We start from the raw sequence: 22,785 nt of genomic DNA on the forward strand, positions 1-22,785 counted from the left end.
GGCAGCGACTGCCCAAGGCAAGGGCGCAGCCGTAGCCTTGATGGAGCCAACGGGTCGCGCGAATGCGCGCCCGATGACAGGCTCCGCGAAATCCGGGGTCTTCATCCGCAGCAAGAGTCCCGGATTGCGCTGCGCTTCATCCGGGCTACGCGATAGCTAGCGGCCGATCGCGCCGGATACCTGCGACGCAAGCTGCTCGGCAAGCATATGATAGCCCTCGGGAGTCAAATGCTGGCCATCGGGCTGATGCGGGAGCCCGCCCAGTATCCCGTTAGGAAGCATGATCACCGCGATGCCACGGGCGCTCAGTCGACTTTGGATATCCGCGGTCCGGTCCGGGCTGCCCTTGCGCCGGTCATTGCCGCCCGGCTGTAGAATCACCGCACGGGTCCCGTTCGGGACGGCGCGGTCCAGGCGTTGCAGCATCCCTTCGGTGGTGTCGCCATTGATGCCGGCGTTCACCACACGGACGTTCAATCCCTTCGCCCGCAAGATTGCTTCAAGCTGCGCGGGATAGGCCTGGTTGCGCGCCACGCCCTTGCCGTAGGTGTTGCTCGCGCCAAGCGCCACGATGGTCGCGGCGTCAGCCGAACCGACGCCAAGACCCAAGGCTGCCAGGAACGCGAGGCATCCAATGATTCCCGGTCGACTCGCGCGCATCTTGCCCCCCATTCAGTCCGTAGCCCGGATGGAGCGAAGCGTAATCCGGGAAGCTTCATTCGCCAACGCACTTCCTTGTCGTCCCTGCGAAAGCAGGGACCCATAACCACCGGCCGTGGTGATGCGGACGGTGTCTGCCACCGCCCCCAATCGATAGATCAAGCGGTATGGGTCCCGGCCCCGTGCGCAATTGCGCACCAGGCCGGGACGACAGAGGATACGGCCCGGATTGTAGCTCCTAAACCTGTAGCCCGGATGAAGCGAAGCGCAATCCGGGATCTCTATCCACGGTGAGAGCGTCCCGGATTTCGCTGCGCTTCATCCGGGCTACGCGATGCTACATCGTTGCGCCCAAGACCCACGGCGCGAACTCCGCACCACCGAAATCAAAGCTCTCGCTCTTGGTCGGCTGGCCCGAGGCGGTCTTGAGGATCAGGTCGAAGATGCGCTGGCCGCATTCCTGCACGCTCTCCTCGCCGTCGAGGATGGTGCCGCAATTGACGTCCATGTCGTCTTCCATCCGCTTGTACATCGGCGTATTGGTCGCGAGCTTGATCGAGGGTGCGGGCTTGCAGCCGAACACGCTGCCGCGGCCGGTGGTGAAGCAGACGAGGTTGGCGCCGCCGGCGACCTGCCCCGTGGCTGCAACCGGGTCGTAGCCGGGCGTGTCCATGAACACAAAGCCCTTCTTGGTGACGGGCTCGGCATAATGCAGGACGTCGACGAGATTGGTGCTGCCGGCCTTGGCCATTGCGCCGAGCGACTTCTCTAGGATCGTGGTGAGACCGCCGGCCTTGTTGCCGGGGCTCGGATTGGCGTTCATCTCGGCGCCTTCACGCTGGGTGTATTCCTCCCACCAGCGCATCAGGCCGACCAGCTTCTCGCCGACCTCGCGGCTGACGGCGCGACGGGTCAAGAGATGCTCGGCGCCGTAGGTCTCCGGCGTCTCCGAGAGGATCACCGTGCCGCCGTGGCGGACCAGCAGATCGCTCGCGGCCCCGAGCGCCGGATTGGCCGACACGCCTGAGTAGCCATCAGAGCCGCCGCATTGCAGCGCCACGGTGAGCTCGCTTGCCGGCACCGCCTCGCGCTTGACCTTGTTGGCGTCAGTGAGCGCTTCCTTCACGAAGGCCACGCCGGCTTCCACGGTCTTGCGCGTGCCGCCGACCTCCTGGATGTCCATCGCGCGCAGACGGCCGGCGAGCTTCTGCTCGGCCATCAGGCCGCCGATCTGGTTCACCTCACAGCCGAGGCCGAGCACGATGACGTTGGAGAAATTGACATGGCGCGCGTAGCCGCCGAGCGTGCGGCGAAGCAGTGCCAAAGGCTCGTCCTGGGTCATGCCGCAGCCGGTCTTGTGGGTCAGCGCGACGACGCCGTCGACATTCGGGAAATCGGCGAGCGGGTTGTCGCCGGTGAACGGATTCTTCTTGAACATGTCGGCGACGATTCCAGCAACGTGGGCGCTGCAATTCACCGAGGTGAGGATGCCGATATAATTGCGGGTCGCGACGCGGCCGTCGGCGCGGCGGATGCCCTCGAAGGTCGCCGGCAGATCGAAATTCGGCACCGGCTTGACGTCGACGCCATAGGCATAGTCCTTGGCGAAATCGCCCATGCCGCAGTTCTGCGTATGCACGTGCTGGCCAGGCGCAATCGGCTGGGTCGCGAAGCCGATGATCTGGCCGTAGCGCCGGATCGGCTCACCTGTCGCGATCGGCTTGATCGCAACCTTGTGGCCGGCCGGAATGCGATCGACCGTGGTGACGCCTTCGGTGACCTCGAGCCCCGGCGGCAGGCTCGCGCGCGCGATCAGGACGCTGTCGTCGGCGTGCAGACGGATCACTTGTGCCGAGGCCATGGGAGTTTCTCCTTTGTCCTTATCTTCACCTCTCCCCGTCCTTTACGGGGAAAGGTCGAATTCTCGCACAGCGAGAATTCGGGTGAGGGGCAAGGCACACGCGCAATCGCAAACAAAGTGCTCGCCGGATGGAGGCCCCTCACCCCAACCCTCTGCCCGCAAGAGCGGGGCGAGGGAGCAGAGCTAACATTGCGGACAGTCCTTACGCCTTGCCGCCGGACTTCTCGCGGGTCTGGTTGACCTGCATCCTGGCATAGACCTGCATCAAGCCGACCTCGTTCGACAGCGTAACGAGCTTGAAGCCCATGTTGATCGCGCGCACCGCGCCCTCGGCGCCGGAGCAGTGGATGCCCGGGTTGAGGCCGCGCTTGCCGCACTCCTTGATGATCTTCTCGTAGATCTTGAGGATCTCGGGCTCGTCGCGATCGAGCTTCGGCACCAGGCCGTAGGAGAAGCCGAGATCGGACGGTCCGATATAGACGCCGTCGATGCCCTCGACATCGAGGATCGCTTCCATGTTCTCGACCGCGGTCTTGGTCTCCATCATCGGCAGCAGCACGATCTCGTCGTTGGCAGTCTGCTGATAGGTGCCGGCCGAGCCGTACATGCCGGCGCGGATCGGGCCGTTGGAGCGCACGCCCTTCGGCGGATACTTGGCGTAGGAAACCAGGTTCTTGGCTTCCTGCGGCGTGTTGACCATCGGGCAGATCACGCCATAGGCGCCGCCGTCGAGCACCTTGCCGATGATGCCCGGCTCATTCCACGGCACGCGAACCATCGGCGTGACCGGATGGGCATGCATCGACTGGAAGCACTGCACCATCGACTGATAATCCTGCACGCCATGCTGCATGTCGACGGTGACGCTGTCGAAGCCGCATTGCGCGATCACTTCGGCCGAGAACCCGGAGGGGATCGCGAGCCACGCGTTCACCACCGCCTTGCCCGACGCCCAGACTTGCTTGACCTTGTTTGCCATTGATCGCGTTTCCCTTTGCGGTTTATTGGGGGACGAGCCTCAGCTGGTCGCCCGCTGGATCGAAACTTCGCTGACGCCGACTTCGCGCGCGGTATTCACTATCGCCGCCCAGGTGTCGTCAGGCAAGGGGATGCCATTCCTGGTGCGATCGGCTCGGGTTTTCCGCTCGGGATCGCCCGGAACCAGCACGGACTCCGTGCCCGCGATCGGCTTGGTGGCGCGGATGAAATCGGTGTAGCGGGTGATTTCGCCGTCGAAGAAATTGCTGGTGTCGATCACCTTGGGATCGATGTAGAACGCCATCATGCCGTTAGCGAAGCGCCGGTCCGACGACGTCGCGCCGGTGCCGGTCAGCGCGCCGCCGAGCAGTTCGCAAATGAAGGCGAGGCCCGAGCCCTTGTGGTCGCCGAAAGCACGGATCGCGCCGGTTCCCTTGGTATGGTCGCGCGGTCCGTCCGGCGTGTACGGGCCATACAGCACATGCGGATCCTCGCTCAGCGTGCCGTCGGCATCGACCAGCGCGCCCGGCGGCAGCTTCTTGCCGCCACGGCTTGCCACCAGGCACTTGCCCTCGGCGACGACGGAGGTCGCGAAATCAAGCACGATCGGATCCTGGCCCTGCCGCGGAATGCCGACGCAATACGGCGCGGTCGACAGGCGCTTCTCGACACCGCCGTAAGGCGCGACCAGCAGCGAGCCTGCGGCAGTCACGAAATGGATCGAGACGAGGCCTTCGGCGGCAGCCATCTCGGCCCAGTCGCCGACGCGGCCGAGATGGCCGGAGTTGCGCAGCGCGACGGCGGCAAGCCCTGCCTTCTTGCACTTCTCGATGCCAAGCCTGACCGCGACAGGCGTGACAGTCTGGCCATAGCCGAACTTGCCGTCGACCACCGCGAGCGAGGCCGTGTCGACCACGACCTCGGGGGTCTGGTTCGGCACGATCGAGCCCATCTTCTTCCACCTGACATAGACCGGCACGCGGATCACGCCGTGGCTGTCATGGCCTGTCAGATTCGCGGTCGTCAAATAGGTCGCGATGCGCTTCGCCTCTTCCGGAGAAGACTCCGAATGGGAAAACACCTCGGACACGAAGTTGATGAGATTATCGACCTTGATGGTGACCATGAAAGACTAGCTCGCTCGATGAAGCACAGTGCGTTGTCAGGCGTTGGTTTTGGCGTGGCCGCCGAGATAGGCCGCGGCGATGGCTTCGTTGCCCCACAATTCGTCGGGCTTGCCGCCCAGCACGATCCGCCCGGTTTCGAGGACGAAGCCGTGATCGGCGACTGAAAGTCCCATGCGCGCATTTTGCTCGACGAGCAAGACCGTGGTGTCCTTCCTGATCTGCGAAATGATGCGGAATACCGCCTGCACGATGACAGGCGCCAGCCCGAGCGAGGGCTCATCCAGCAGCAACAGCCGCGGCTTGGCCATCAGGCCGCGCGCCACCGCGACCATCTGCAGCTGGCCGCCGGACAGCGTCCAGCCGAGCGCGTTGGAGAAGGCGCGGATGTCCGGGAACAGGTCGAACATCGCGTCGGCCTCGCGCGAGATCTGCGACGCCGACACCTTCCGGTTCGACGCGCCGAGCATGATGTTCTCTTTCACGGTGAGACCCGGAAATACGCGGCGGCCTTCCGGCACATGCGAAATGCCGAGCCGCACGATCGCTTCCGGCCCGAGGCCTGCGATCGAGTGACCGTCGAACAGGATGTCGCCGGAGGCAGGCTTGGCGAGGCCTGAGATCGCGCGCAGCGTGGTCGACTTGCCGGCGCCGTTGGCGCCCAGCAGCGTGACCACCTGGCCCTGCTCCACGGCGATGGTGACACCGCGCAGCGCCTCGATCTCGCCGTAGCGGACCACGAGATTGCGGATTTCGAGCAGCGGCATCATTCGCTCCCGAGATAGGCGGAGACGACGTCGGGATGACGCAGCACCGCCATGGACTCGCCGTCGGCGATGCGGCGTCCGAAGTTGAGCACGGTGATGTGCTGGGCTGCCTCCGAGACCAGCGTCATGTCGTGATCGATGATCAGGATGGTGAGGCCTTGCGCTGCGATGCGCTTCAGCAGCTCATGCAGCTCGAGCTTCTCGGTCGAGTTGAGGCCGGCGGCCGGTTCGTCGAGCAGCAGCAGCGTCGGGTTCGAGGCCAGCGCCCGCGCGATCTCGATCAGCCGCTGATGGCCGTAGGAGAAGCTCGATATCAATTCGTTGGCGCGGTTGCCGAGACCGACGAAGGTCAAAGCCTCCATCGCGCGCTCGGTCAGTGCGTCGTCGCCCTTCCCGATCATGGTGTTGCCGGGCCGCTCGGCGCCGATCTCGACATTCTCCAGCGCCGTCATCGAGCGAAACAGGCGGATGTTCTGGAAGGTGCGTCCAAGCCCCGCCGCGGTGCGCTGATGTGGCGCCATGCTGGTGATGTCGGTGCCGTCGAGCACGATCCTGCCGGCGGTTGCCTTGTAGAGACCGGACAGCACGTTCAGCGTCGTGGTCTTGCCGGAGCCGTTGGGTCCGATCAGCGCATGCACGCCGCCGCGCTTCACCGCGATGTCGACGCCATCGACCGCCTTGAGGCCGCCGAAGTGCTTCGAGAGCCCGGTGACTTCGAGCACGATGTCGCCGCCTGTGGTCGCGGGCTTGAGCTGGAGCGCTCCGGCAACCGGCGGCGCCTTGGTGTGCGCGCGCCAGCGTGTGAATGCGTCGGACACGAAGCCCCAGATGCCGTCCGGCATGAAGCGGATGATCAGGATCACCGACAGGCCGTAGATTGCCAGGTAGAGGCCCGGCACGCTCTTCAGGAAGCGCAGCCATTCCGGGATCAGGATCAAGAGCCCGGTGCCGATCGCCGAGCCGATCGGTGAGGCCACGCCGCCGAGCAGCGACATGGTCAGGAATACGATCGATTCCGCGAACGAGAACTGGTCCGGGCTGACATAGGCAAAGCCGCCGGCAAACAGGCCGCCCGCGAGGCCGCCGAGCACCGCGCACACCGCGAAGGCGTAGATCTTGGTGCGGAACACGTCGATGCCGTTGACGCCGGCCGCGAGCTCGTTGTCGCGCACCGCGCGCATGGCGCGGCCCAGCTTGGTGTCAGGCAAATGCCAGACCAGATAGCCGACGATCGCAAGCATCGCGACGCAGAAAGCGAGATAGCTTTGCGAGGACTGGAACAGCTCGGGCCGGCGAATGTTGGCGACGCCGTCCGGCCCGTGAGTCACCCCGATGGCGTTGATCATCACCAGCGTCACGATCTGCTGGAACGAGATCGTCACCATCGCAAGGTAGTGCCCGCCGAGCCTCAGCGTCGACATGCCGAGGAACGCGCCGGCGACCAGCGTGATCGCGCAGGCGCCGACCAGGCAAAGCCAGAAGTTCAGATGCAGGTCGGCGGTGCCGAGGCCGACCGCATAGGCGCCGAAGCCGAAGAATGCGGCCTGCGCCAGGTTGATCTGGCCGCACAGGCCGAGCACGACCGAAAGCCCGAACACCGCGATCGAGAAGGTCGTCGCCTGCAGCAGGATGTTGAGGATGTAGCCGTCGAACTGCATGCCGGCGGCGAGCGCGACCAGCGCGGCCGCGCCGATGAAATACGGCAGATGGCGGATGATCAGCGGCTTCGAGCGCACGGCCGGCGCCGGAATCATGTTGTCGCTGGCGCTCATGCTTTCTCCGCGACACGTTCGCCGAAGATGCCCTGCGGCCGGAACACCAGGAAAGCGATCAGCACCAGGAAGGCAAAGCCGTCCTTGTACGGCACCGAGATGTAGGCGGCACCGAACGTTTCGATGACGCCGAGCGCCAGACCGCCGACGATGGCGCCGGCGACATCGCCGAAGCCGCCGATGATGGTCGCGGCAAACGCCTTCAGCGCGATGGTCGAGCCCATCTGGATCGAGACGAACAGCACGGGCGCCACCAGGATGCCGGCGAGACCGCCGAGCACGGCCGAATAGATGAAGGTGATCATGATCATGGTGGAGACGGAGATACCGAGCAGCGAGGCCATCTCCTTGTCCTGCGAGGTCGCCTGCAGCTTCTTGCCGAGCAGCGTCTTCTCGAAGAACCAGAAATTGAACAGCACCAGGAGGATCGTGACGCCGATGATCAACAGATACTGGCTGTCGAGATAGACCGGGCCGAGCTGGATGCCGGGCGTATCGAACCAGCCCTGCAGCACCTGCGGTTGCGGGCCGTAGATCGCAAGCACCGAGTTCGACAGCAGGATCGAGGCGCCGATGGTGGCGATGATGACAGGCAGATAGGTGCGGTGGCGCAGCGGATAATAGACGCCGAGATTGAAGATGACGCCGAACAGCGCCATGCCGGCGAGCGCGATCAGGAACGACAGCCAGTAAGGCCAGCCGAGATCGACCGAGAACACCACCATCAGATAGGCGGCCACCATCGAGAACTCGCCTTGCGCGAAGTTCACCACGTTGGTGGCGCGGAAGATCAGTACGAAACCGAGCGCGACCAGCGCGTAGACCGCGCCGATGCCGATGCCGGTGAACAGCAGTTGTAAAACCAGATCCATGACAGCGCTCGATCAGAACAGTGTGCGCAGAAGATCGGCCTCGCCGGTTCCTCCGGCGAGGCCGAGCCGCGATCAATCGTTGAAGTCGATGTGCTTGTCGTAGACGATCTTGCCCTTGTCGTTCTTCACGACGTTGTAGCCGTGCAGACCGTCGCCGTTCTTGTCGAAATTATACTCGCCTTCGGCGCCGGCGAATTTCTGCGTCGCCAGGATGGCGTCGCGGATCTTGTTCGGATCGGTCGAGCCGGCCTTGTTGATCGCCGCCGACAGGATGGTGATCGCGTCGTACGGCCAGGCGCTCTGGTTGTCGGGCGCGGTCTTGTAGGCATCGCGATAGGACTTGCCGAACGCCTTCGCGGTATCGCTCGAGTCTTCGGCGAAGTCGGCGACGCCGTAGGTGCCGAACAGCGCGGGACCGGCGAGCTTGGTCGAGGAGACCGCGACCACCGAGGGTGAGCCGACCCAGGGGATGTTGACGCCGAGCTGGCGCAACTGCCGGGCAAAGATGCCGAGATCGTTCTCGAAGGTGAAGTAGGTGCCGAGCACGTCGGCGCCGGACTGCTTCACGGCCAGCACGACCGGGGTAAAGTCCTGGCTCTGGTTGGCGTAGCCCTGGTCAAGCACCGGCGGCGCGCCGAGCTTGGTCAGCGCCTCGGTGAGCGCCTTGCCGCCGGCGGTGCCGAAGGCGTCGGTGGAATGGACGATCGCCCATTTCTTCTTGCCGAGCGTGGTGACGCCGAAATCGGCGATCACGCGGCCGGAATAATTGTCGTTCGGGCGGAAGCGGAACAGCCATGGATTGCCGGAATGGGTGAGATCGGGATTGGTGCCGCCGATCATCACCGGCTTGCCGACCTTGATCACATCGGGCGCCATCGCCTGCACCTGGGTCGAGCGGATCGAGCCGAGGAAGGCAACGATGTCGGATTGCGCGGCAAGCTTGGAGAACGCCAGCACGATGCCCGGATTGGTGGTCTGGTCGTCCTCGATGACGAGCTCGACCTGCTTGCCGAGCACGCCGCCGGCCTTGTTGACCGCGGCCAGCGCCAGCTTGGCGCCGTTCTGGGCCCACAGGCCCTGCTCAGCCGCCGGTCCGGTCACCGGCACGCACATGCCGATCTTGATGGTCGCTCCCTGTGCCCAGGCGCTGCGCAGCAGCGTGGGAGCAGCGAGACCTGCCGCCAAGCCGGCGGAAAACTCACGTCTCGTCAGTTTCATTCAATCCTCCCTTTGGTGCGCCGACTTGCATATCGGCTGCATTGAAACGAGCTGACGCGTCGATCGATTGCCCTATCCGCAGCCATCAATCGGCACGACGAACAAACGTGAGCGTCGCTTGCAGCGCACAAGACGCGCAACGGCGGCCATCAATCTGGCGTTTGACATAGCTAAACATGATTGCACATTGCACGCAATAGTCAAAAGTCGCTGGCAACGGTGTGTAAATGCCTGCTACCAGCGACCATGACGGGATCACATGATAGTGTGACCGGCGGGCAGTCATCGATGTCGATTCCAAGAGCGAAATCGCAGACCAGACGAAAACAGCCGGCCTATGCGCTGATTAAGAGCGCATTGGCGAAGCACATCCGGACTGGCGACGTGCCACCCGGCACGGTTCTCTCCGAATCGGCGATCGCGACCTTGTTCGGCTCCAGCCGCTCGCCGGTACGGCAGGCCTTCGAACAGCTCGAGCACATCGGCCTGGTGCGCCGCTTCGATGGCCGCGGCGTCATCGCCGGCAAGCGCAAGGTCGACCCGCGGCGCGTCCCGATCACGCCGGAGATGTTTGGGCTGACCGACGGCCCCGTCGAGGCGGTGCGCAGCGACGCCTGGGATACGCTCTACTACAAGCTCGAACGCGAGATCATCTACCGGTCGCTGTTCGGACGCTTCCGCGTCAGCGAACTCGCATTGGCGCGGCACTTCCGGGTCGGGCGCACGGTTGCGCGCAATTTGCTGCTACGTGCGCAGGCGATCGGAATCCTGGAGAAAGGCGCGAAGGCGCATTGGTATGTGGTGCCGCTGGACGAGGATCGCCTGCGCGACATCTTCGAGGTGCGCGCAACCCTCGAGCCGCTGCTCCTCAAATCCGCTACGGCGAGGATTCCGACCGCACTGCTTGACCGGATGGCGGAGCGGCTGCGCGAGGGCATCCAATTCCGCAGCCGCGTCGGCGTCGGCGAACTCGACGAGATCGAGGGCGACCTCCATATCCGTTGCCTGGGTTACGGCATCAATCGCGAGATGGTCGAAGCGCTCAAGCGCACCCACTGCGCTTTCGTGATCGGCAAGCACATCCAGGTCGCCCTGACCGCGCCGCAGATCGATTCCTTCATGGACGAGCATCTGGTGATCATCGAAGCCTTGCGCGCCCGCGACGGCGACACAGCCGCCGCGACCTTGCGCCGCCATATCGAATGGTCGCACTCCAAGGTCGCCGGCTGGATTGCCGAATTCCGCGCCATCAACGTGATCTCGCGCGTGCCCTACATGGCGTGAGCGGCATCGCCGCGATTACTCGTCGGCCTCGACTTCGGCGTCATCGGCCGAGCCCATTCCGGCGAGGCTTGCCTCCAGCGCGCCCAGCATTTCGTGCAACTCGGCAAGCTTGCGCGCGCCATATCGCCGCGTGATCTCGGCGTAGATCGCCTCCGACGTCGGCGCCACCGCCTCGATCAGCTTCAACCCCTTGGCGGAGATCGAGACCACCGCGCGCCGCCCGTCGTTCTCCGCCGCCTTGCGCTCGATCAACGCGCGCGCCTCGAGATCACGCAGGATTCGCGACAGGCTCGGGCCGAGCAGAAACGCCACGCGGGCGAGCTCGGTGACCTCGATCTCATCGACCGCGGTGAGCGCGCGCAAAATCCGCCACTGCTGCTCGGTCAGCCCGTGATTGCGAAGCGACGGACGGAACTGCCGCATCACCGCCTCGCGCGCACGGAGCAGCGACATCGGCAGCGAGCGAGAGAACTCGCGCATTGGGGTCCGCCGCGACGATGCGTCGTCGCCCTGCCCTGGCCGGATCTCATCTAATTTCTTGCGCGCCATCGCCTAATCCACCGCAACAAAATTTTGCGCTGCAGCATGTCCTGATTCAGTTTGCGGGAATTCACTTAACATGTTAATCATCTCCCGGCATCCACTTTTGTGTATCACGCATGGCCCTCTCCAAGGACGATATCCGCGCTGCCGCCGAACGGCTCGACAATGCGGAAAAGACCCGCAAGCAAATCCGCCAGCTCTCGCTGGAATACCCCCGCATTACCCTCGAAGACGCCTACGCGATTCAGAAGGCCTGGGTCGAGATGAAGGTGGCGCAGGGGCGCGTCGTCAAGGGCCACAAGATCGGCCTGACCTCGAAGGCGATGCAGAGCGCGCTCAATATCGACGAGCCGGATTCAGGCATCCTGCTCGACGACATGTTCTTTGCCGATGGCGGCCTGGTGCCGACCGACCGCTTCATCGCAACCCGCGTCGAGGCCGAGCTGGCCTTCGTGATGAAGCATCGCCTGGCGGGGCCGAATTGCACGCTGTTCGACGTGCTCAACGCCACCGACTTCGTGGTGCCGGCGCTGGAGATCCTGGATACCAGGGTCGAGCGCGTCGACCCCGAGACCAAGGCGACGCGCAAGATCTTCGACACCATCGCCGACAACGCCGCCAATGCCGGTATTGTGCTCGGCGGCCGCCCGATCCGCCCGCTCGAAGCCGATCTGCGCTGGATCGGCGCGCTCTGCTTCCGAAACGGCCAGCTCGAGGAAACCGGTCTGGCCGCCGGCGTGTTGAATCATCCGGCGATCGCGGTGGCATGGCTCGCCAACAAGATCGCCCCGAACGGGCTGGCGCTGGAGGCCGGACAGATCGTGCTTGCAGGCTCCTTCATCCGCCCGACCGAGACCCGCAAGGGCGACACCATCCAGGCCGACTACGGACCTTACGGTTCCGTGAGCTGCTACTTCGCCTGACGCACTCAGCAGGAGAGCTGCATGCCGCATTTCACGATTGAATACTCCGCCAATCTCGACGGCCTCGTCGACATGGGCGCGACCGTCGAACTGGTCCGCAAAGCCGCGGTCGAGACCGGTATCTTCCCGCTCGGCGGCATCCGCGTGCGCGCCATCAGATGCGAGCACTACGCGATCGCCGACGGCCGCAAGAATTACGGCTTCCTCGACATGGTGCTCCGTCTCGGCGAAGGCCGCGACCTCGCCGCGCGCAAGAAGGCCGGCGAGCACATCTTCGAGGCGCTGTCGGCCCACCTCGATCCGGTATTCGCCAACAGCAAGTTCGCTCTGTCGTTCGACATGCAGATCAGCGACAAGGAAACGAGCTGGAAACGCAACAACGTCCACGACGCACTGAAGGTGGAGACGGTCAATGGATAAAGCCACCCCGACATCCACCGCCGACGTGTTCCAGGCCAATCGCGATCGCGCCAGTCCGTTGCTTGCGAAATTAAAAGCCGAAGGCATCGGCCATGTGATCGACGGCAAGGTCGTGCCGGCAGCCTCCGGCCAGACCTTCGAGACGAAATCGCCGATCGACGGCACCGTGCTGGCGACGGTCGCGCGCGGCAACGCCGAGGATATCAACCGTGCCGCAACCGCCGCGTCGAAAGCCTTCAAGGCCTGGCGCGACATGCCGGCGGCGCAGCGGCGCAAGCTGCTGCATCGCGTGGCGGACGCGATCGAGGAGCGCGCCGACGACATCGCCGTGCTCGAATGCATCGACACCGGCCAGGCGCACCGCTTCATGGCCAAGGCCGCGATCCGTGCCGCGGAGAATTTCCGCTTCTTCGCCGACAAATGCGGCGAAGCCCGCGATGGCCTCAACACGCCCTCGGACGAGCACTGGAACATCTCGACCCGCGTGCCGATCGGCCCGGTCGGCGTGATCACGCCGTGGAACACGCCGTTCATGCTCTCGACCTGGAAGATCGCGCCGGCGCTGGCCGCGGGTTGCACGGTCGTGCACAAGCCGGCGGAATGGTCGCCGGTGACCGCCGACCTCCTGGTCAAGCTGGCCAAGCAGGCCGGTCTGCCCGACGGCGTGTTCAACACCGTGCATGGTTTCGGCGAGGACGCCGGCAAGGCGCTGACCGAGCACCCCGCGATCAAGGCGATCGGCTTCGTCGGCGAGAGTACGACGGGATCCGCGATCATGGCGCAGGGTGCGCCGACCCTGAAGCGGGTGCATTTCGAGCTCGGCGGCAAGAATCCGGTGATCGTGTTCGACGATGCCGATCTCGACCGTGCGCTCGATGCCGTCGTGTTCATGATCTACTCGCTCAACGGCGAGCGCTGCACCTCGTCGAGCCGCCTCCTGGTCCAGGAGAGCATCGCCGACGCCTTCATTGCAAAGCTCGCCGCGCGCGTGAAGGCACTCAAGGTCGGTCACCCCCTCGATCCGGCGACCGAGATCGGGCCGCTGATCCACGAACGGCACTTCGCAAAGGTCTGCAGCTACTTCGACGTCGCCAGGCAGGACGGCGCGACGATTGCGGTCGGCGGCAAGCCGCATGACGGTCCGGGGGGCGGGCACTATGTGCAACCAACCCTCGTCACCGGCGCCAACGCGACAATGCGCGTGGCCCAGCAGGAGGTGTTCGGTCCGTTCCTGACCGCGATCCCGTTCCGTGACGAGGCTGACGCCATCGAGATCGCCAACGGCGTGCAGTACGGCCTTGCCGGCTATGTCTGGACCGGCGACGTCGGCCGCGCGCTGCGCGTCGCGGACGCGCTCGAAGCCGGCATGATCTGGCTCAACTCGGAAAACGTCCGCCACCTGCCGACCCCGTTCGGCGGCATGAAAGCCTCCGGCATCGGCCGCGACGGCGGCGACTACTCGTTCGACTTCTACATGGAAACCAAGCACGTCTCGCTCGCGCGCGGGACGCACAAGATTCAGAAACTGGGAATCTGAACCCGTCGTTCCGGGGCGCGCAGCGAACCCGGAACCTCGAGATTCCGGGTCTGGTCCTTCGGACCATCCCGGAATGACGAGCCAAATTGAGGAAACCGCGATGCCCGTTCCGACCCACGTCTTCGATCCGCCGTTCAACATCATCCGCTGCAGCCATGCCGTGCTCGACGTCACGGATTTGGAGAAGAGCGCCACCTTCTACGAAAAGACCGTCGGCCTCCATATCGAGGACCGCGACGACAAATCGGTCTATCTGCGCGCCAGCGAGGAGCACCAGCATCACTCGGTGGTGCTGCGCAAGGCAGCGAAGGCTGCCTGTAACCGCCTCGGCTTCAAGGTCGGCAACGACGGCGACCTCGACAAGGCGGCGTCCTTCTGCTCCGAGAACGGCATTACCTACGCCTTCGTCGACCAGCCGTTCCAGGGCCGCACGCTGCAATTCACCGATCCGTTCGGGTTCCAGATCGAGCTCTACGCCACGATGGAGAAGCGTCCGCATCTGCTGCGGCGCTACGATCTCTACAAGGGCTGCCATCCGCAGCGGCTCGACCATTTCAACGTGTTCGCCGCCGAAGTGCAGGACACCGTCGATTTCTACGCCCGGCTCGGTTTCCGCCTCACCGAATATGCCGAAGAGGACGGCGACAACGGCCGCATCGCAGCCGCCTGGATGCACCGCAAGGGCAATGTCCACGACTTCGCCATCACCAACGGCCGTGGCCCGCGCCTGCACCACATCGCCTATTGGGTGCCGACCGCGATGAACATCGTGCATCTCTGCGACGTGATGGCCTCCTCCGGCTTCCTCGCGAACATCGAGCGCGGCCCGGGCCGGCACGGCATCTCCAACGCCTTCTTCCTCTACATCCGCGATCCCGACGGCCACCGCATCGAGCTCTACACCAGCGACTATTTCACCGGCGATCACGACCACGAGCCGCTGCGCTGGTCGCTGCGCGATCCGCGGCGCCAGACGCTGTGGGGCGCACCGGCGCCGCGGTCCTGGTTCGAGGAAGGCTCGACCTTCGCCGGCCAGACGGTGCGCGAGCCCCGCTTCGTCGCCGACGTGCTGGTTGCAGACTAAGCACGCATGCAACGAACACCATCCTCGTCGTCCCGGCGAAGGCCGGGACCCATAACCACCGAATAGGGTTGCCGAATGAATGTCTAGCCGCGTACCCATTCCGGTGGCCGCGGCGTATGGGTCCCGGCCTTCGCCGGGACGACACCAATGAATGGATTGCTAATGTCAGCCCCTCGCCTCGCCACCTATTCCGTCAACGGCACCACGCAATATGGCGCCGTTACCGACACCGGCATCGTCGACCTCTCGTCGCGCTTCGCCAGGGACTATCCGACGCTGCGTGAGGCGATCGCTGCCGGCGCACTGAACGGGCTCGTGGAGGACGCCGCCAAGCGCGGGCCCGACCACGCGCTGGACGCAGTGACCTGGCAGCCGCCGATCCCGGCGCCGGACAAGATCATCTGCATCGGCGTCAACTATCCCGACCGCAATGCCGAGTACAAGGACGGCTCGGACGCGCCGAAATATCCCAGCATGTTCCTGCGGGTGCCGCGTTCCTTCGTCGGCCACAACACGCCCGTCGTGCGGCCGCGCATCTCGCCGCAGCTCGACTATGAAGGCGAGCTGGTGCTGGTGATCGGCAAGGCCGGCCGGCACATTGCCGAGAGCGCCGCACTCGATCACATCGCCGCGATCACGCTCTGCAACGAAGGCACTATCCGTGACTGGGTGCGCCACGCCAAGTTCAACGTCACCCAGGGTAAGAACTTCGATTCCACCGGCAGTCTCGGCCCGTGGATCGTGCCTTACACCGACGAGGCGCAGATCGCCGACATCCGGCTGATCACGCGGGTCAATGGCGAAGTCAGGCAGGACGACCGCACCTCGCGCTTGATCTTCGGCTTCCGCTACCTCATCAACTACATCTCGACCTTCACGACGCTGGTTCCCGGCGACATCATCGTCACGGGGACGCCGACCGGCGCAGGTGCGCGGTTCGATCCGCCGCGCTATCTGAAGCCCTGCGATGACGTCGAAGTCGAGGCCGAAGGCGTCGGTATCTTGCGCAACGGCGTCGTCGACGAAGCCACCTAACCTCACAAGCAAGTGGACAGTGCCATGACCTCAACATCCGGCGGCGAAGCGATCGTCAACGGCCTCGTCGCCCACGGCGTCGACACCGTGTTCGGCCTGCCCGGCGCGCAGATCTACGGCCTGTTCGATGCCTTCCACCAGGCGCAGCTCAAGGTGATCGGCGCCCGGCATGAGCAGGCCTGCGGCTATATGGCGTTCGGCTATGCCCGCTCCTCTGGCAAGCCCGGCGTGTTCAGCGTGGTGCCCGGTCCCGGCGTGCTCAACGCTTCGGCGGCGCTGCTCACCGCATTCGGCTGCAACGAGCCGGTGCTGTGCCTGACCGGTCAGGTGCCGACGCAATTTCTCGGCAAGGGCCGTGGCCATCTGCACGAGATGCCGGACCAGCTTGCGACGCTGCGCACCTTCGTGAAATGGGCCGACCGAATCGAATATCCCGACAACGCGCCCGCGATGGTGTCGCGTGCATTCCAGGAGATGCTGTCGGGCCGCCGCGGTCCCGCGTCGCTTGAGATGCCGTGGGATGTGTTCACCCAGGGCACCCAGGTTACCCCCGTCAAGCCGTTCGACCCGTTGCCGGCGCCGCAGCCCGATCCGGACCGCATCAAGGCCGCCGCCGATCTAATCGCCGGCAGCAAGGCGCCGATGATCTTCGTCGGCAGCGGCGCCATCGAGGCCCGCGAGGAGATCCTCGAACTGGCCGAGATGATCGACGCGCCGGTGGTCGCATTCCGCAGCGGCCGCGGCATCGTCTCCAACGCGCATGAACTCGGGCTCACCATGGCCGCGGCCTACAAGCTGTGGCCAAAGACCGACCTGATGATCGGCATCGGCACCCGCATGGAGCTGCCGACGATGTCGCGCTGGCCTTATCAGCCGGCCGGACTGAAATGCGTGCGGATCGACATCGACCCGGTCGAGCTGCGCCGCTGGCCGGCCGACGCCGGCGTGATCGCGGACGCCAAGGCCGGCACCGCCGACCTCATCGCGGCCGTGCGCAAGGCCGGCTACAGCAAGATCACGGGCCGCCGCGCCGCGATCCGCGAGGCGACCGCCGCCGCCGAGCAGGAGATCCAGCGCATCCAGCCACAGATGGCCTATCTGAAGATCCTGCGCGAGGTGTTGCCGGCGAACGCCATCGTCACCGACGAACTGTCGCAGGTCGGCTTCGCCTCCTGGTACGGCTTTCCGATCTACGAACCGCGCACTTTCGTCACTTCGGGCTATCAGGGCACGCTCGGCTCGGGCTTCCCGACCGCGCTCGGCGCCAAGGTCGCCAACCCCAACAGACCGGTGGTCGCGATCACCGGCGACGGCGGCTTCATGTTCGGCGTGCAGGAGCTCGCCACTGCCGTGCAGTTCAAGATCGGCGTGGTGACCCTGGTGTTCAACAACAATGCCTATGGCAATGTCCGCCGCGACCAGCGCGAGCGCTTCGACGGCCGCGTCGTTGCCTCCGATTTGGTCAACCCCGATTTCGTCAAGCTCGCGGAGTCCTTCGGCGTCGGTGCCGCGCGCGTCACCTCGCCCGATCATTTCCGCCCCGTGCTGGAGAAGGCGCTGGCCGATGGCGGGCCTTACGTGATCTCGGTGGAAGTGCCGACGGATTCGGAAGTCTCGCCCTGGGCGTTCATCCATCCGGCGAGGAACAACTAGAGCGTTTTCGAGCGAAGTGGACACCGGTTCGCGTGAAGAAACCGCGTCAAAACAAGAATCTAGAGCTTTGGTTCTGATTCAGTCAGAACCAAAGCTCTAGCTGTTCTTCACGCCGCGTTGCAGCCGCGACGCGGCGATCACGAGCAGGCCGGCGCCGGCGACCGACCAGCAGGCGACCGGCGCCCAATGCACCAGCGGCGCATAGTCCGGTATCTTCTGCAGGCCGCCCGCGACCGCCGCCATCCGCGCAAAGGTCGCGAGCGCCAGCGCCGAGAACACGAGGCCCGTGACCTTGCCTTCGGCGCCGGTCTCCCCGATCGCAAGCGCTGCGGACACCGCGCTCATCAGCATGCAGCCCCAGGCTGCCCCCGCCATGAATTGCGCCACGATCAGGACGTTGAGGCTGCCCGCAATCTCCGCGGCCACGATGGCGAATGCGCCGAGCAATCCCGCCGCACCCATCACGATCAGCCCGCCGCGATGCTTGACGACAATGCTCGCCGGAAACATCGCGATGTTGAAGCCGATCCAGAACACCGGCATCAGCCATTGCAGATTGTCCGGCCTGGCAAAACGCAAATAGAACGGGACGCTGTTGATGTTGAAGTGCAGTTGATAGCCGAGCGAGAGCAACACCATCGATCCGATCAGGAACATCGGCACCGCCCCGAGCCGCTTGGCCGGTGCCGCAAGCCGCTCGGGCTGCACCTCCTCGGCGATGCGGCGCTCGATCCCTGAGAACGCGAGCGCAGTCAGCAGCAGCACGACGCCAGACAGCACGAATGGCAGCCGCGCGTCATGATCGCGCAGCACGACCCCGAGATAGGGCGAGACCGCACCGGCAATGCCGTAGCCCAGCATCGCCAGCGCGGCGAGGAACGGGACCGAGGGTTGCGCGCGATACTTGCCGAGCAGCGTCAGTGGCGGCGCGCGCAAGGCAGACGATGTGACCGACCAGATCACGATCAACACGATCAGCCAGAATTTCGCGCCCGGTCCGATGCCGGCCACATAGGGCAGCGCGACGAAGGCGGCGCAGGAGATCGCGGCGAGAACGCCGACGAACACGCCGAGCCGGCCGACCAGGCTTGCAATCCTGTCGGCGGCCATGCCCATCGCGGTGTCGGTGACGGTGAAAATGCCTTGGTCCATCATCAGGATCAGGATGACGGTCGACGGCGCGATGCCGACATCGGCGCACAGCTTGGGCAGATAGATCAGGTAGGTGGTCCAGCCCAGCGTGAACACGAGCTGCAGCACGGCGAGATAGACGCCGGTGCGGTTGACCGCGTGATCGGCCTTGGTGGTCATGATCCGAGTTTAGACCACCTCCCTCATTTGCGGGAGGGGGGCATCAACGCACCTTGCGGAAGGTCAGATTGATGCGCTGGCGGCCGAGCACGCTGTGCTCACCATCAGCGAGCGCCGCGACGCCGTGATAAAATAGCCGTGACGGTCCGCCCCACACCGCAACGTCGCCGTGTTCGAGCCGATAGCGGCGCGGCGTATCGCTGCGCTTCAGGCCGCCGAACAGAAAGATCGCCGGCAGCCCAAGCGAGATCGAAACGATCGGTGCGCCGTAGTCGAGCTCGTCCTTGTCCTGATGCAGCGACAATTTTGCGCCGGGGACATAGCGATTGATCAGGCAGGCCTCTGGCGCGAAGCCGTTGAAGCCGGCCTCGGCGGCGGCGCCGGCGGCGAGCCTGCGCAACACCTCCGGCATTTCAGGCCAGGGCTGTCCCGAGTCAGGATCGATTGGATCATAACGATAGCCGCTGGGATCGGAGACCCAGCCGACGCTGCCGCAATTGGTCATCGCGACTGACATCCGGTGGCCGCCCGGCGTGATCAGATGCCGGAACGGCGCCTGCTTGACGATAATGCGCAACGCCGGGATCAGTTCGGCCTCGAACGGCCGGACGAAGCCGCGCAACAGCACCGCGCCGTCGGCGATCGTCTCGCGCGGCGGCCGGGTATCACCAATCGTCTCGAACAGATCAGCAGCCACGCCTCTGCACACTCACTTTGCATCGTGGAAGATCACGCCAACGGTGTGGCGATGGCCGGACCTGATCCGGCTGACACCATGGCGCAGATTGACACGATAAGGCCCGCGCGTCCCCTGCACCGGACGATGGTGTACGGCAAAGGCCACCGCATCGCCCTTGGTCAGCGGCACCACCTCGGGCCGCGACTGCATCCGCGGCCGCTGCTCGGTCAGCACGAACTCGCCGCCGGTGAAATCGCGCCCCGGCTGCGACAGCAGGATCGCGACCTGGATCGGGAACACGTGCTCGCCATAGAGATCCTGGTGCAGGCAATTATAGTCGTCCTCGCCATATTGCAGCAGCAGCGGCGTCGGCCGCGTCTGCCCGGCATCATGGCAGCGTTTCAGGAACGCGGCGTGCGACGGCGGATAGCTGATCTCGATCCCCATCGTCTCGTTCCAGCGATTGGCGGTCGCGGTCAGCCGTGCATACAGCGCCGGCCGCAGCTCCGCGATCAGGTCCGGCAGCGGATAGGAGAAATACTTGTACTCGCCGCGGCCGAAGCCGTGGCGGCCCATCACGACCCGGCTGCGGAACCGGCTGTCATCGGGATAGAGCGCGGCGATGGCGTCGCATTCCGCTGGCTTCAGCAGGCCGCCAAGGACGGCGCAGCCCTGCCCGTCGAGGTCGGTCGTGATCTGGTCCCAGTCGAGCGCATCAACGCGGGCGGGGATGTCGGTGGCTGGGCGAGTGATGGTTTTGGCTGTTGCTGTCATGAGGCGGAATCTGGCCCTTGAGCGCGGCTGGCGCCACCCGATTTCCGATCCAGATATGTCGAGAACGCCGCCACAATAACGGCGTCGTCCCTGCGAAAGCAGGGACCCATAACCACAGGTGCTGGTTGTAAGAAGGCCGTCTGGCCGCGTGCCCTTACGAAAGTAGCGGCGTATGGGTCCCTTGCTTTCGCAGGGACGACGTGCGGAGAAAGTGCCGACTAGCTTTCGACAGCATCACGCGCGGAAGGAAATCAGCCCCTGACCGGCAGCGTGATCACGTCGTAGCCGTGGCTGATCTTCCGCTTCAGCACCGGATCATCCAGCTCGAACTCGAAGCGGCTGGCAGGGCGGATGCCGCCCTTGGCCGCGAAGGTGCCGCCGAACATCGCGCAGCCATCGGGCAGCGCGCCCTGGTCGAAGCCGCGGGCGATCAGGTCCTTCACCGGCAGCATGTGATCGAGCGTGCCTTCCTGGTAGAGCACGCGCTGGCCGCCGATTGTGGCCCAGGACCGCAGGATGAGCTGGTCCCAATGATCGATGACGTCCTCGAGTTCCCACAGCTCGGAGGCGACAGGCTTGTCGCACATCTGCTTCGACACCGTGACGCTGTAGCTCTCGACCTTGCGGTCGGTATGATCGGAGCCGCAGCCGACGAAGGTGCGGCCCTGCCAGCCGATCAGCACGAACTCGACCTCGCCGCTGGAGTCCTCGCCGCAGACCTCGATCGTGTCGGCGAAGGTGAGCCGGCGCGCCGAGCAGCGGTAATAGATCGGCGTCGTCGCGGGCCGCGCGATGCCGAGCGCTTCGAGCTCGGCGATATGCTTGTCGCGCGCCACCGGATCGCGGCCGGTCCAGCCGGCGATCACGGCCTGTTTGATTTCGAGCGCGAGTGGCGTCGCGACGCCCTTGTCATCGACATTGAAGGTGAGATCAAACACGGATGACGGTCTCCATTCCGGCGGCAAGCTCGAAGATACGGCGATCCGAACCGCCCGCGGCGGCGAGCATCAGGCCGACCGGCGCCTCGCCCTCGCGATGCGCGGGCAGCGAGATGGCGCAGCCGTCGAGCACGTTGATCAGCGAGGGATTGCGCAGCGCGCGCAAATTCTCCGTGGCGAATGCCTTGTCATCGGCGAGGCTCGCAATGGTCGGCGGCAGGTTGGCCGTGGTCGGCAGCACCATTGCGTCATAGGGCGCGATGCGCGCCTCGGTCCGGGCGATGAACGACCGCCGCGCGTTGATAATGTCGATATAGTCGGCGGCAAGAAAACCCTCGCCGCGCTGGATCCGCACCGCGACGCGGGGATCGTAGATGTCGCCCTTGCTGGCCAGCAGGAAGCGGTGCCAGGCATAGCTCTCGGCCGCGGAAAACCCGCCCTTGGTGTTCATCACGCCGACATCGAGCAATTCCGGCACCTCGATCCGCTCGATCAAGGCGCCCGCGCGCGACAGCGACGCCAGCGCGCGCTCGAAGGTCTTTGCGACGGCATCGTCGAGGTCATCGAGCACGACCGTGGTCGGCACCGCGAGCCGCATGCCCTTCACCGGCCGTGGGGTGACCGGCGTCACCGGCTCGTCGGCCAGCACGGCGTCGAGCACGGCGCAGCAGGCGACTGAATTCGCCAGCGGGCCGTAGCTGTCGAGCGTGAACGACAGCGGCACGCCGCCATCGAGCGGAATCCGGCGCTGCGTGGGCTTGTAGCCGACGATGCCGTTGAAGGCGGCCGGAATCCGGCAAGAGCCGCCGGTGTCGGTGCCGAGCGCGCCGAACGCCATGCCGTCGGCGATCGAGACCGCTGCGCCCGAGGACGAGCCGCCGGGCACATGGCCGACGCTCCGGTTCCAGGCGCTCTTCGGCGTGCCGTAATGCGGATTGATGCCGATGCCGGAATAGGCGAACTCGGTCATGTTGGTGCGGCCGATCACGATGAAGCCGGCGCGCTTGAGCCGCGCCACGGCGGGCGCATCGGCATCCGCCGGCGCGGAATCCTCCAGCGCCCGGGAGCCTGCGCGCGTCACCTGCCCCTTGATGTCGAACAGGTCCTTGATCGAGACCGGGATGCCGGCGAAGGGCGACGGCGCGGCGTTAGCCTTGCGCAGCCGGTCCATCGCGTCGGCGGCTTCCAGCGCGGCGTCGCGGTCGACATGGATGAAGGTGCGCTGGCCCTCGCCTGACGGATCGGCGATCCTGGCGATGCATTGCTCGACGAGCTTGCGGGCGGAGGTCGCGCCGCCGGCGAGGTCGGCGGCAAGGGAGGCGAGTGTCGGATTTTTGGGCATGGCTTTCACT

21 protein-coding genes are annotated in these 22,785 nt (G+C 65.2%); 7 read left to right on the forward strand and 14 right to left on the reverse strand.

Going from position 1 to position 22,785, the window contains the following annotated elements; all coding sequences use genetic code 11:
- Nucleotides 1-156: 156 nt before the first annotated feature.
- The 8 genes from AC066Y_RS23100 to AC066Y_RS23135 form a co-directional block, all read right to left on the reverse strand.
- Entirely contained in the window at nucleotides 157-660 is a 504-nt protein-coding gene (locus tag AC066Y_RS23100) for a GDSL-type esterase/lipase family protein (RefSeq protein WP_478275873.1), read from the reverse strand.
- Between the two features lie 337 nt (nucleotides 661-997).
- Nucleotides 998-2,521 (reverse strand): UxaA family hydrolase, encoded by a 1,524-nt coding sequence (locus AC066Y_RS23105; protein ID WP_342710480.1) that lies wholly within the window; start codon nucleotides 2,519-2,521, stop codon nucleotides 998-1,000.
- A gap of 202 nt (nucleotides 2,522-2,723) precedes the next feature.
- Nucleotides 2,724-3,500, reverse strand: a complete 777-nt coding sequence (locus AC066Y_RS23110; protein ID WP_092125098.1) for an HpcH/HpaI aldolase family protein — start codon at nucleotides 3,498-3,500, stop codon at nucleotides 2,724-2,726.
- 39 nt (nucleotides 3,501-3,539) lie between these two features.
- Nucleotides 3,540-4,625 carry a malate/lactate/ureidoglycolate dehydrogenase gene (locus tag AC066Y_RS23115; RefSeq protein ID WP_456757789.1) on the reverse strand — a complete coding sequence of 362 codons (1,086 nt, stop codon included), beginning with the start codon at nucleotides 4,623-4,625 and terminating at the stop codon, nucleotides 3,540-3,542.
- A gap of 36 nt (nucleotides 4,626-4,661) precedes the next feature.
- On the reverse strand, nucleotides 4,662-5,390 hold the full coding sequence (locus AC066Y_RS23120; protein WP_478275874.1) for an ABC transporter ATP-binding protein: 729 nt from the start codon (nucleotides 5,388-5,390) through the stop codon (nucleotides 4,662-4,664).
- Nucleotides 5,390-7,162, reverse strand: coding sequence for a branched-chain amino acid ABC transporter ATP-binding protein/permease (locus AC066Y_RS23125; protein WP_478275875.1), 1,773 nt, complete (start codon nucleotides 7,160-7,162; stop codon nucleotides 5,390-5,392). Before AC066Y_RS23125 ends, AC066Y_RS23120 begins: the two co-directional genes overlap by 1 nt.
- Nucleotides 7,159-8,034 carry a branched-chain amino acid ABC transporter permease gene (locus AC066Y_RS23130; protein ID WP_029082157.1) on the reverse strand — a complete coding sequence of 292 codons (876 nt, stop codon included), beginning with the start codon at nucleotides 8,032-8,034 and terminating at the stop codon, nucleotides 7,159-7,161. Before AC066Y_RS23130 ends, AC066Y_RS23125 begins: the two co-directional genes overlap by 4 nt.
- Before the next feature lie 72 nt (nucleotides 8,035-8,106).
- A complete protein-coding gene (locus tag AC066Y_RS23135) occupies nucleotides 8,107-9,252 on the reverse strand; it encodes an ABC transporter substrate-binding protein (RefSeq protein WP_478275876.1) in 1,146 nt (381 codons plus the stop codon).
- A gap of 288 nt (nucleotides 9,253-9,540) precedes the next feature.
- Here AC066Y_RS23135 and AC066Y_RS23140 point away from each other — a divergent pair, with 288 nt between their 5' ends.
- Nucleotides 9,541-10,536, forward strand: coding sequence for a GntR family transcriptional regulator (locus tag AC066Y_RS23140; protein WP_478275877.1), 996 nt, complete (start codon nucleotides 9,541-9,543; stop codon nucleotides 10,534-10,536).
- A 15-nt stretch (nucleotides 10,537-10,551) separates the two neighbouring features.
- Here AC066Y_RS23140 and hpaR read toward each other — a convergent pair whose 3' ends face one another.
- Nucleotides 10,552-11,085: a homoprotocatechuate degradation operon regulator HpaR gene (gene hpaR, locus AC066Y_RS23145; RefSeq protein WP_478275878.1), complete on the reverse strand. Its 534-nt coding sequence runs from the start codon at nucleotides 11,083-11,085 to the stop codon at nucleotides 10,552-10,554.
- A gap of 110 nt (nucleotides 11,086-11,195) precedes the next feature.
- On the opposite strand from hpaR, the gene hpaH reads away from it, so the two are divergent.
- The 6 genes from hpaH to AC066Y_RS23175 all read left to right on the forward strand — a co-directional run bounded on the left by hpaH (nucleotide 11,196) and on the right by AC066Y_RS23175 (nucleotide 17,731).
- Nucleotides 11,196-12,002: a 2-oxo-hept-4-ene-1,7-dioate hydratase gene (hpaH, locus tag AC066Y_RS23150; RefSeq protein WP_478275879.1), complete on the forward strand. Its 807-nt coding sequence runs from the start codon at nucleotides 11,196-11,198 to the stop codon at nucleotides 12,000-12,002.
- Between the two features lie 21 nt (nucleotides 12,003-12,023).
- Complete coding sequence (locus AC066Y_RS23155) at nucleotides 12,024-12,422, forward strand: 5-carboxymethyl-2-hydroxymuconate isomerase (RefSeq protein ID WP_478275880.1); 399 nt, start codon at nucleotides 12,024-12,026, stop codon at nucleotides 12,420-12,422.
- Nucleotides 12,415-13,959, forward strand: a complete 1,545-nt coding sequence (gene hpaE, locus AC066Y_RS23160) for a 5-carboxymethyl-2-hydroxymuconate semialdehyde dehydrogenase (protein WP_478275881.1) — start codon at nucleotides 12,415-12,417, stop codon at nucleotides 13,957-13,959. The genes AC066Y_RS23155 and hpaE overlap by 8 nt, the downstream gene beginning before the upstream one ends.
- A 100-nt stretch (nucleotides 13,960-14,059) precedes the next feature.
- Entirely contained in the window at nucleotides 14,060-15,043 is a 984-nt protein-coding gene (gene hpaD, locus AC066Y_RS23165) for a 3,4-dihydroxyphenylacetate 2,3-dioxygenase (RefSeq protein WP_478275882.1), read from the forward strand.
- 162 nt (nucleotides 15,044-15,205) lie between these two features.
- Complete coding sequence (locus AC066Y_RS23170; protein ID WP_478275883.1) at nucleotides 15,206-16,078, forward strand: fumarylacetoacetate hydrolase family protein; 873 nt, start codon at nucleotides 15,206-15,208, stop codon at nucleotides 16,076-16,078.
- A 24-nt stretch (nucleotides 16,079-16,102) separates the two neighbouring features.
- Entirely contained in the window at nucleotides 16,103-17,731 is a 1,629-nt protein-coding gene (locus AC066Y_RS23175; RefSeq protein ID WP_478275884.1) for a thiamine pyrophosphate-dependent enzyme, read from the forward strand.
- Between the two features lie 96 nt (nucleotides 17,732-17,827).
- On the opposite strand, the gene AC066Y_RS23180 is transcribed toward AC066Y_RS23175, so the two are convergent.
- The 5 genes from AC066Y_RS23180 to AC066Y_RS23200 form a co-directional block, all read right to left on the reverse strand.
- Nucleotides 17,828-19,042 (reverse strand): MFS transporter, encoded by a 1,215-nt coding sequence (locus tag AC066Y_RS23180; RefSeq protein ID WP_478275885.1) that lies wholly within the window; start codon nucleotides 19,040-19,042, stop codon nucleotides 17,828-17,830.
- 43 nt (nucleotides 19,043-19,085) lie between these two features.
- Nucleotides 19,086-19,739: a DNA oxidative demethylase AlkB gene (gene alkB, locus AC066Y_RS23185; RefSeq protein WP_478275886.1), complete on the reverse strand. Its 654-nt coding sequence runs from the start codon at nucleotides 19,737-19,739 to the stop codon at nucleotides 19,086-19,088.
- Nucleotides 19,740-19,751: 12 nt separating this feature from the next.
- Nucleotides 19,752-20,495 carry a 2OG-Fe(II) oxygenase gene (locus AC066Y_RS23190; protein ID WP_478275887.1) on the reverse strand — a complete coding sequence of 248 codons (744 nt, stop codon included), beginning with the start codon at nucleotides 20,493-20,495 and terminating at the stop codon, nucleotides 19,752-19,754.
- 251 nt (nucleotides 20,496-20,746) lie between these two features.
- Nucleotides 20,747-21,433, reverse strand: a complete 687-nt coding sequence (locus tag AC066Y_RS23195) for a DUF2848 domain-containing protein (RefSeq protein ID WP_478275888.1) — start codon at nucleotides 21,431-21,433, stop codon at nucleotides 20,747-20,749.
- Nucleotides 21,426-22,775 (reverse strand): amidase, encoded by a 1,350-nt coding sequence (locus AC066Y_RS23200; RefSeq protein ID WP_478275889.1) that lies wholly within the window; start codon nucleotides 22,773-22,775, stop codon nucleotides 21,426-21,428. Before AC066Y_RS23200 ends, AC066Y_RS23195 begins: the two co-directional genes overlap by 8 nt.
- Nucleotides 22,776-22,785 lie beyond the last annotated feature (10 nt).

The sequence above is a fragment of the Bradyrhizobium sp. USDA3010 genome (assembly GCF_056429065.1).

Excerpts from the sequence above, each read along its gene's own strand:
- AC066Y_RS23100 (WP_478275873.1), bottom strand. The coding sequence starts at position 660 with ATGCGCGCGAGTCGACCGGGAATCATTGGATGCCTCGCGTTCCTGGCA.
- AC066Y_RS23105 (WP_342710480.1), bottom strand. The coding sequence starts at position 2,521 with ATGGCCTCGGCACAAGTGATCCGTCTGCACGCCGACGACAGCGTCCTG.
- AC066Y_RS23110 (WP_092125098.1), bottom strand. The coding sequence starts at position 3,500 with ATGGCAAACAAGGTCAAGCAAGTCTGGGCGTCGGGCAAGGCGGTGGTG.
- AC066Y_RS23115 (WP_456757789.1), bottom strand. The coding sequence starts at position 4,625 with ATGGTCACCATCAAGGTCGATAATCTCATCAACTTCGTGTCCGAGGTG.
- AC066Y_RS23120 (WP_478275874.1), bottom strand. The coding sequence starts at position 5,390 with ATGCCGCTGCTCGAAATCCGCAATCTCGTGGTCCGCTACGGCGAGATC.
- AC066Y_RS23125 (WP_478275875.1), bottom strand. The coding sequence starts at position 7,162 with ATGAGCGCCAGCGACAACATGATTCCGGCGCCGGCCGTGCGCTCGAAG.
- AC066Y_RS23130 (WP_029082157.1), bottom strand. The coding sequence starts at position 8,034 with ATGGATCTGGTTTTACAACTGCTGTTCACCGGCATCGGCATCGGCGCG.
- AC066Y_RS23135 (WP_478275876.1), bottom strand. The coding sequence starts at position 9,252 with ATGAAACTGACGAGACGTGAGTTTTCCGCCGGCTTGGCGGCAGGTCTC.
- AC066Y_RS23140 (WP_478275877.1), top strand. The coding sequence starts at position 9,541 with ATGTCGATTCCAAGAGCGAAATCGCAGACCAGACGAAAACAGCCGGCC.
- hpaR (WP_478275878.1), bottom strand. The coding sequence starts at position 11,085 with ATGGCGCGCAAGAAATTAGATGAGATCCGGCCAGGGCAGGGCGACGAC.
- hpaH (WP_478275879.1), top strand. The coding sequence starts at position 11,196 with ATGGCCCTCTCCAAGGACGATATCCGCGCTGCCGCCGAACGGCTCGAC.
- AC066Y_RS23155 (WP_478275880.1), top strand. The coding sequence starts at position 12,024 with ATGCCGCATTTCACGATTGAATACTCCGCCAATCTCGACGGCCTCGTC.
- hpaE (WP_478275881.1), top strand. The coding sequence starts at position 12,415 with ATGGATAAAGCCACCCCGACATCCACCGCCGACGTGTTCCAGGCCAAT.
- hpaD (WP_478275882.1), top strand. The coding sequence starts at position 14,060 with ATGCCCGTTCCGACCCACGTCTTCGATCCGCCGTTCAACATCATCCGC.
- AC066Y_RS23170 (WP_478275883.1), top strand. The coding sequence starts at position 15,206 with ATGTCAGCCCCTCGCCTCGCCACCTATTCCGTCAACGGCACCACGCAA.
- AC066Y_RS23175 (WP_478275884.1), top strand. The coding sequence starts at position 16,103 with ATGACCTCAACATCCGGCGGCGAAGCGATCGTCAACGGCCTCGTCGCC.
- AC066Y_RS23180 (WP_478275885.1), bottom strand. The coding sequence starts at position 19,042 with ATGACCACCAAGGCCGATCACGCGGTCAACCGCACCGGCGTCTATCTC.
- AC066Y_RS23190 (WP_478275887.1), bottom strand. The coding sequence starts at position 20,495 with ATGACAGCAACAGCCAAAACCATCACTCGCCCAGCCACCGACATCCCC.
- AC066Y_RS23200 (WP_478275889.1), bottom strand. The coding sequence starts at position 22,775 with ATGCCCAAAAATCCGACACTCGCCTCCCTTGCCGCCGACCTCGCCGGC.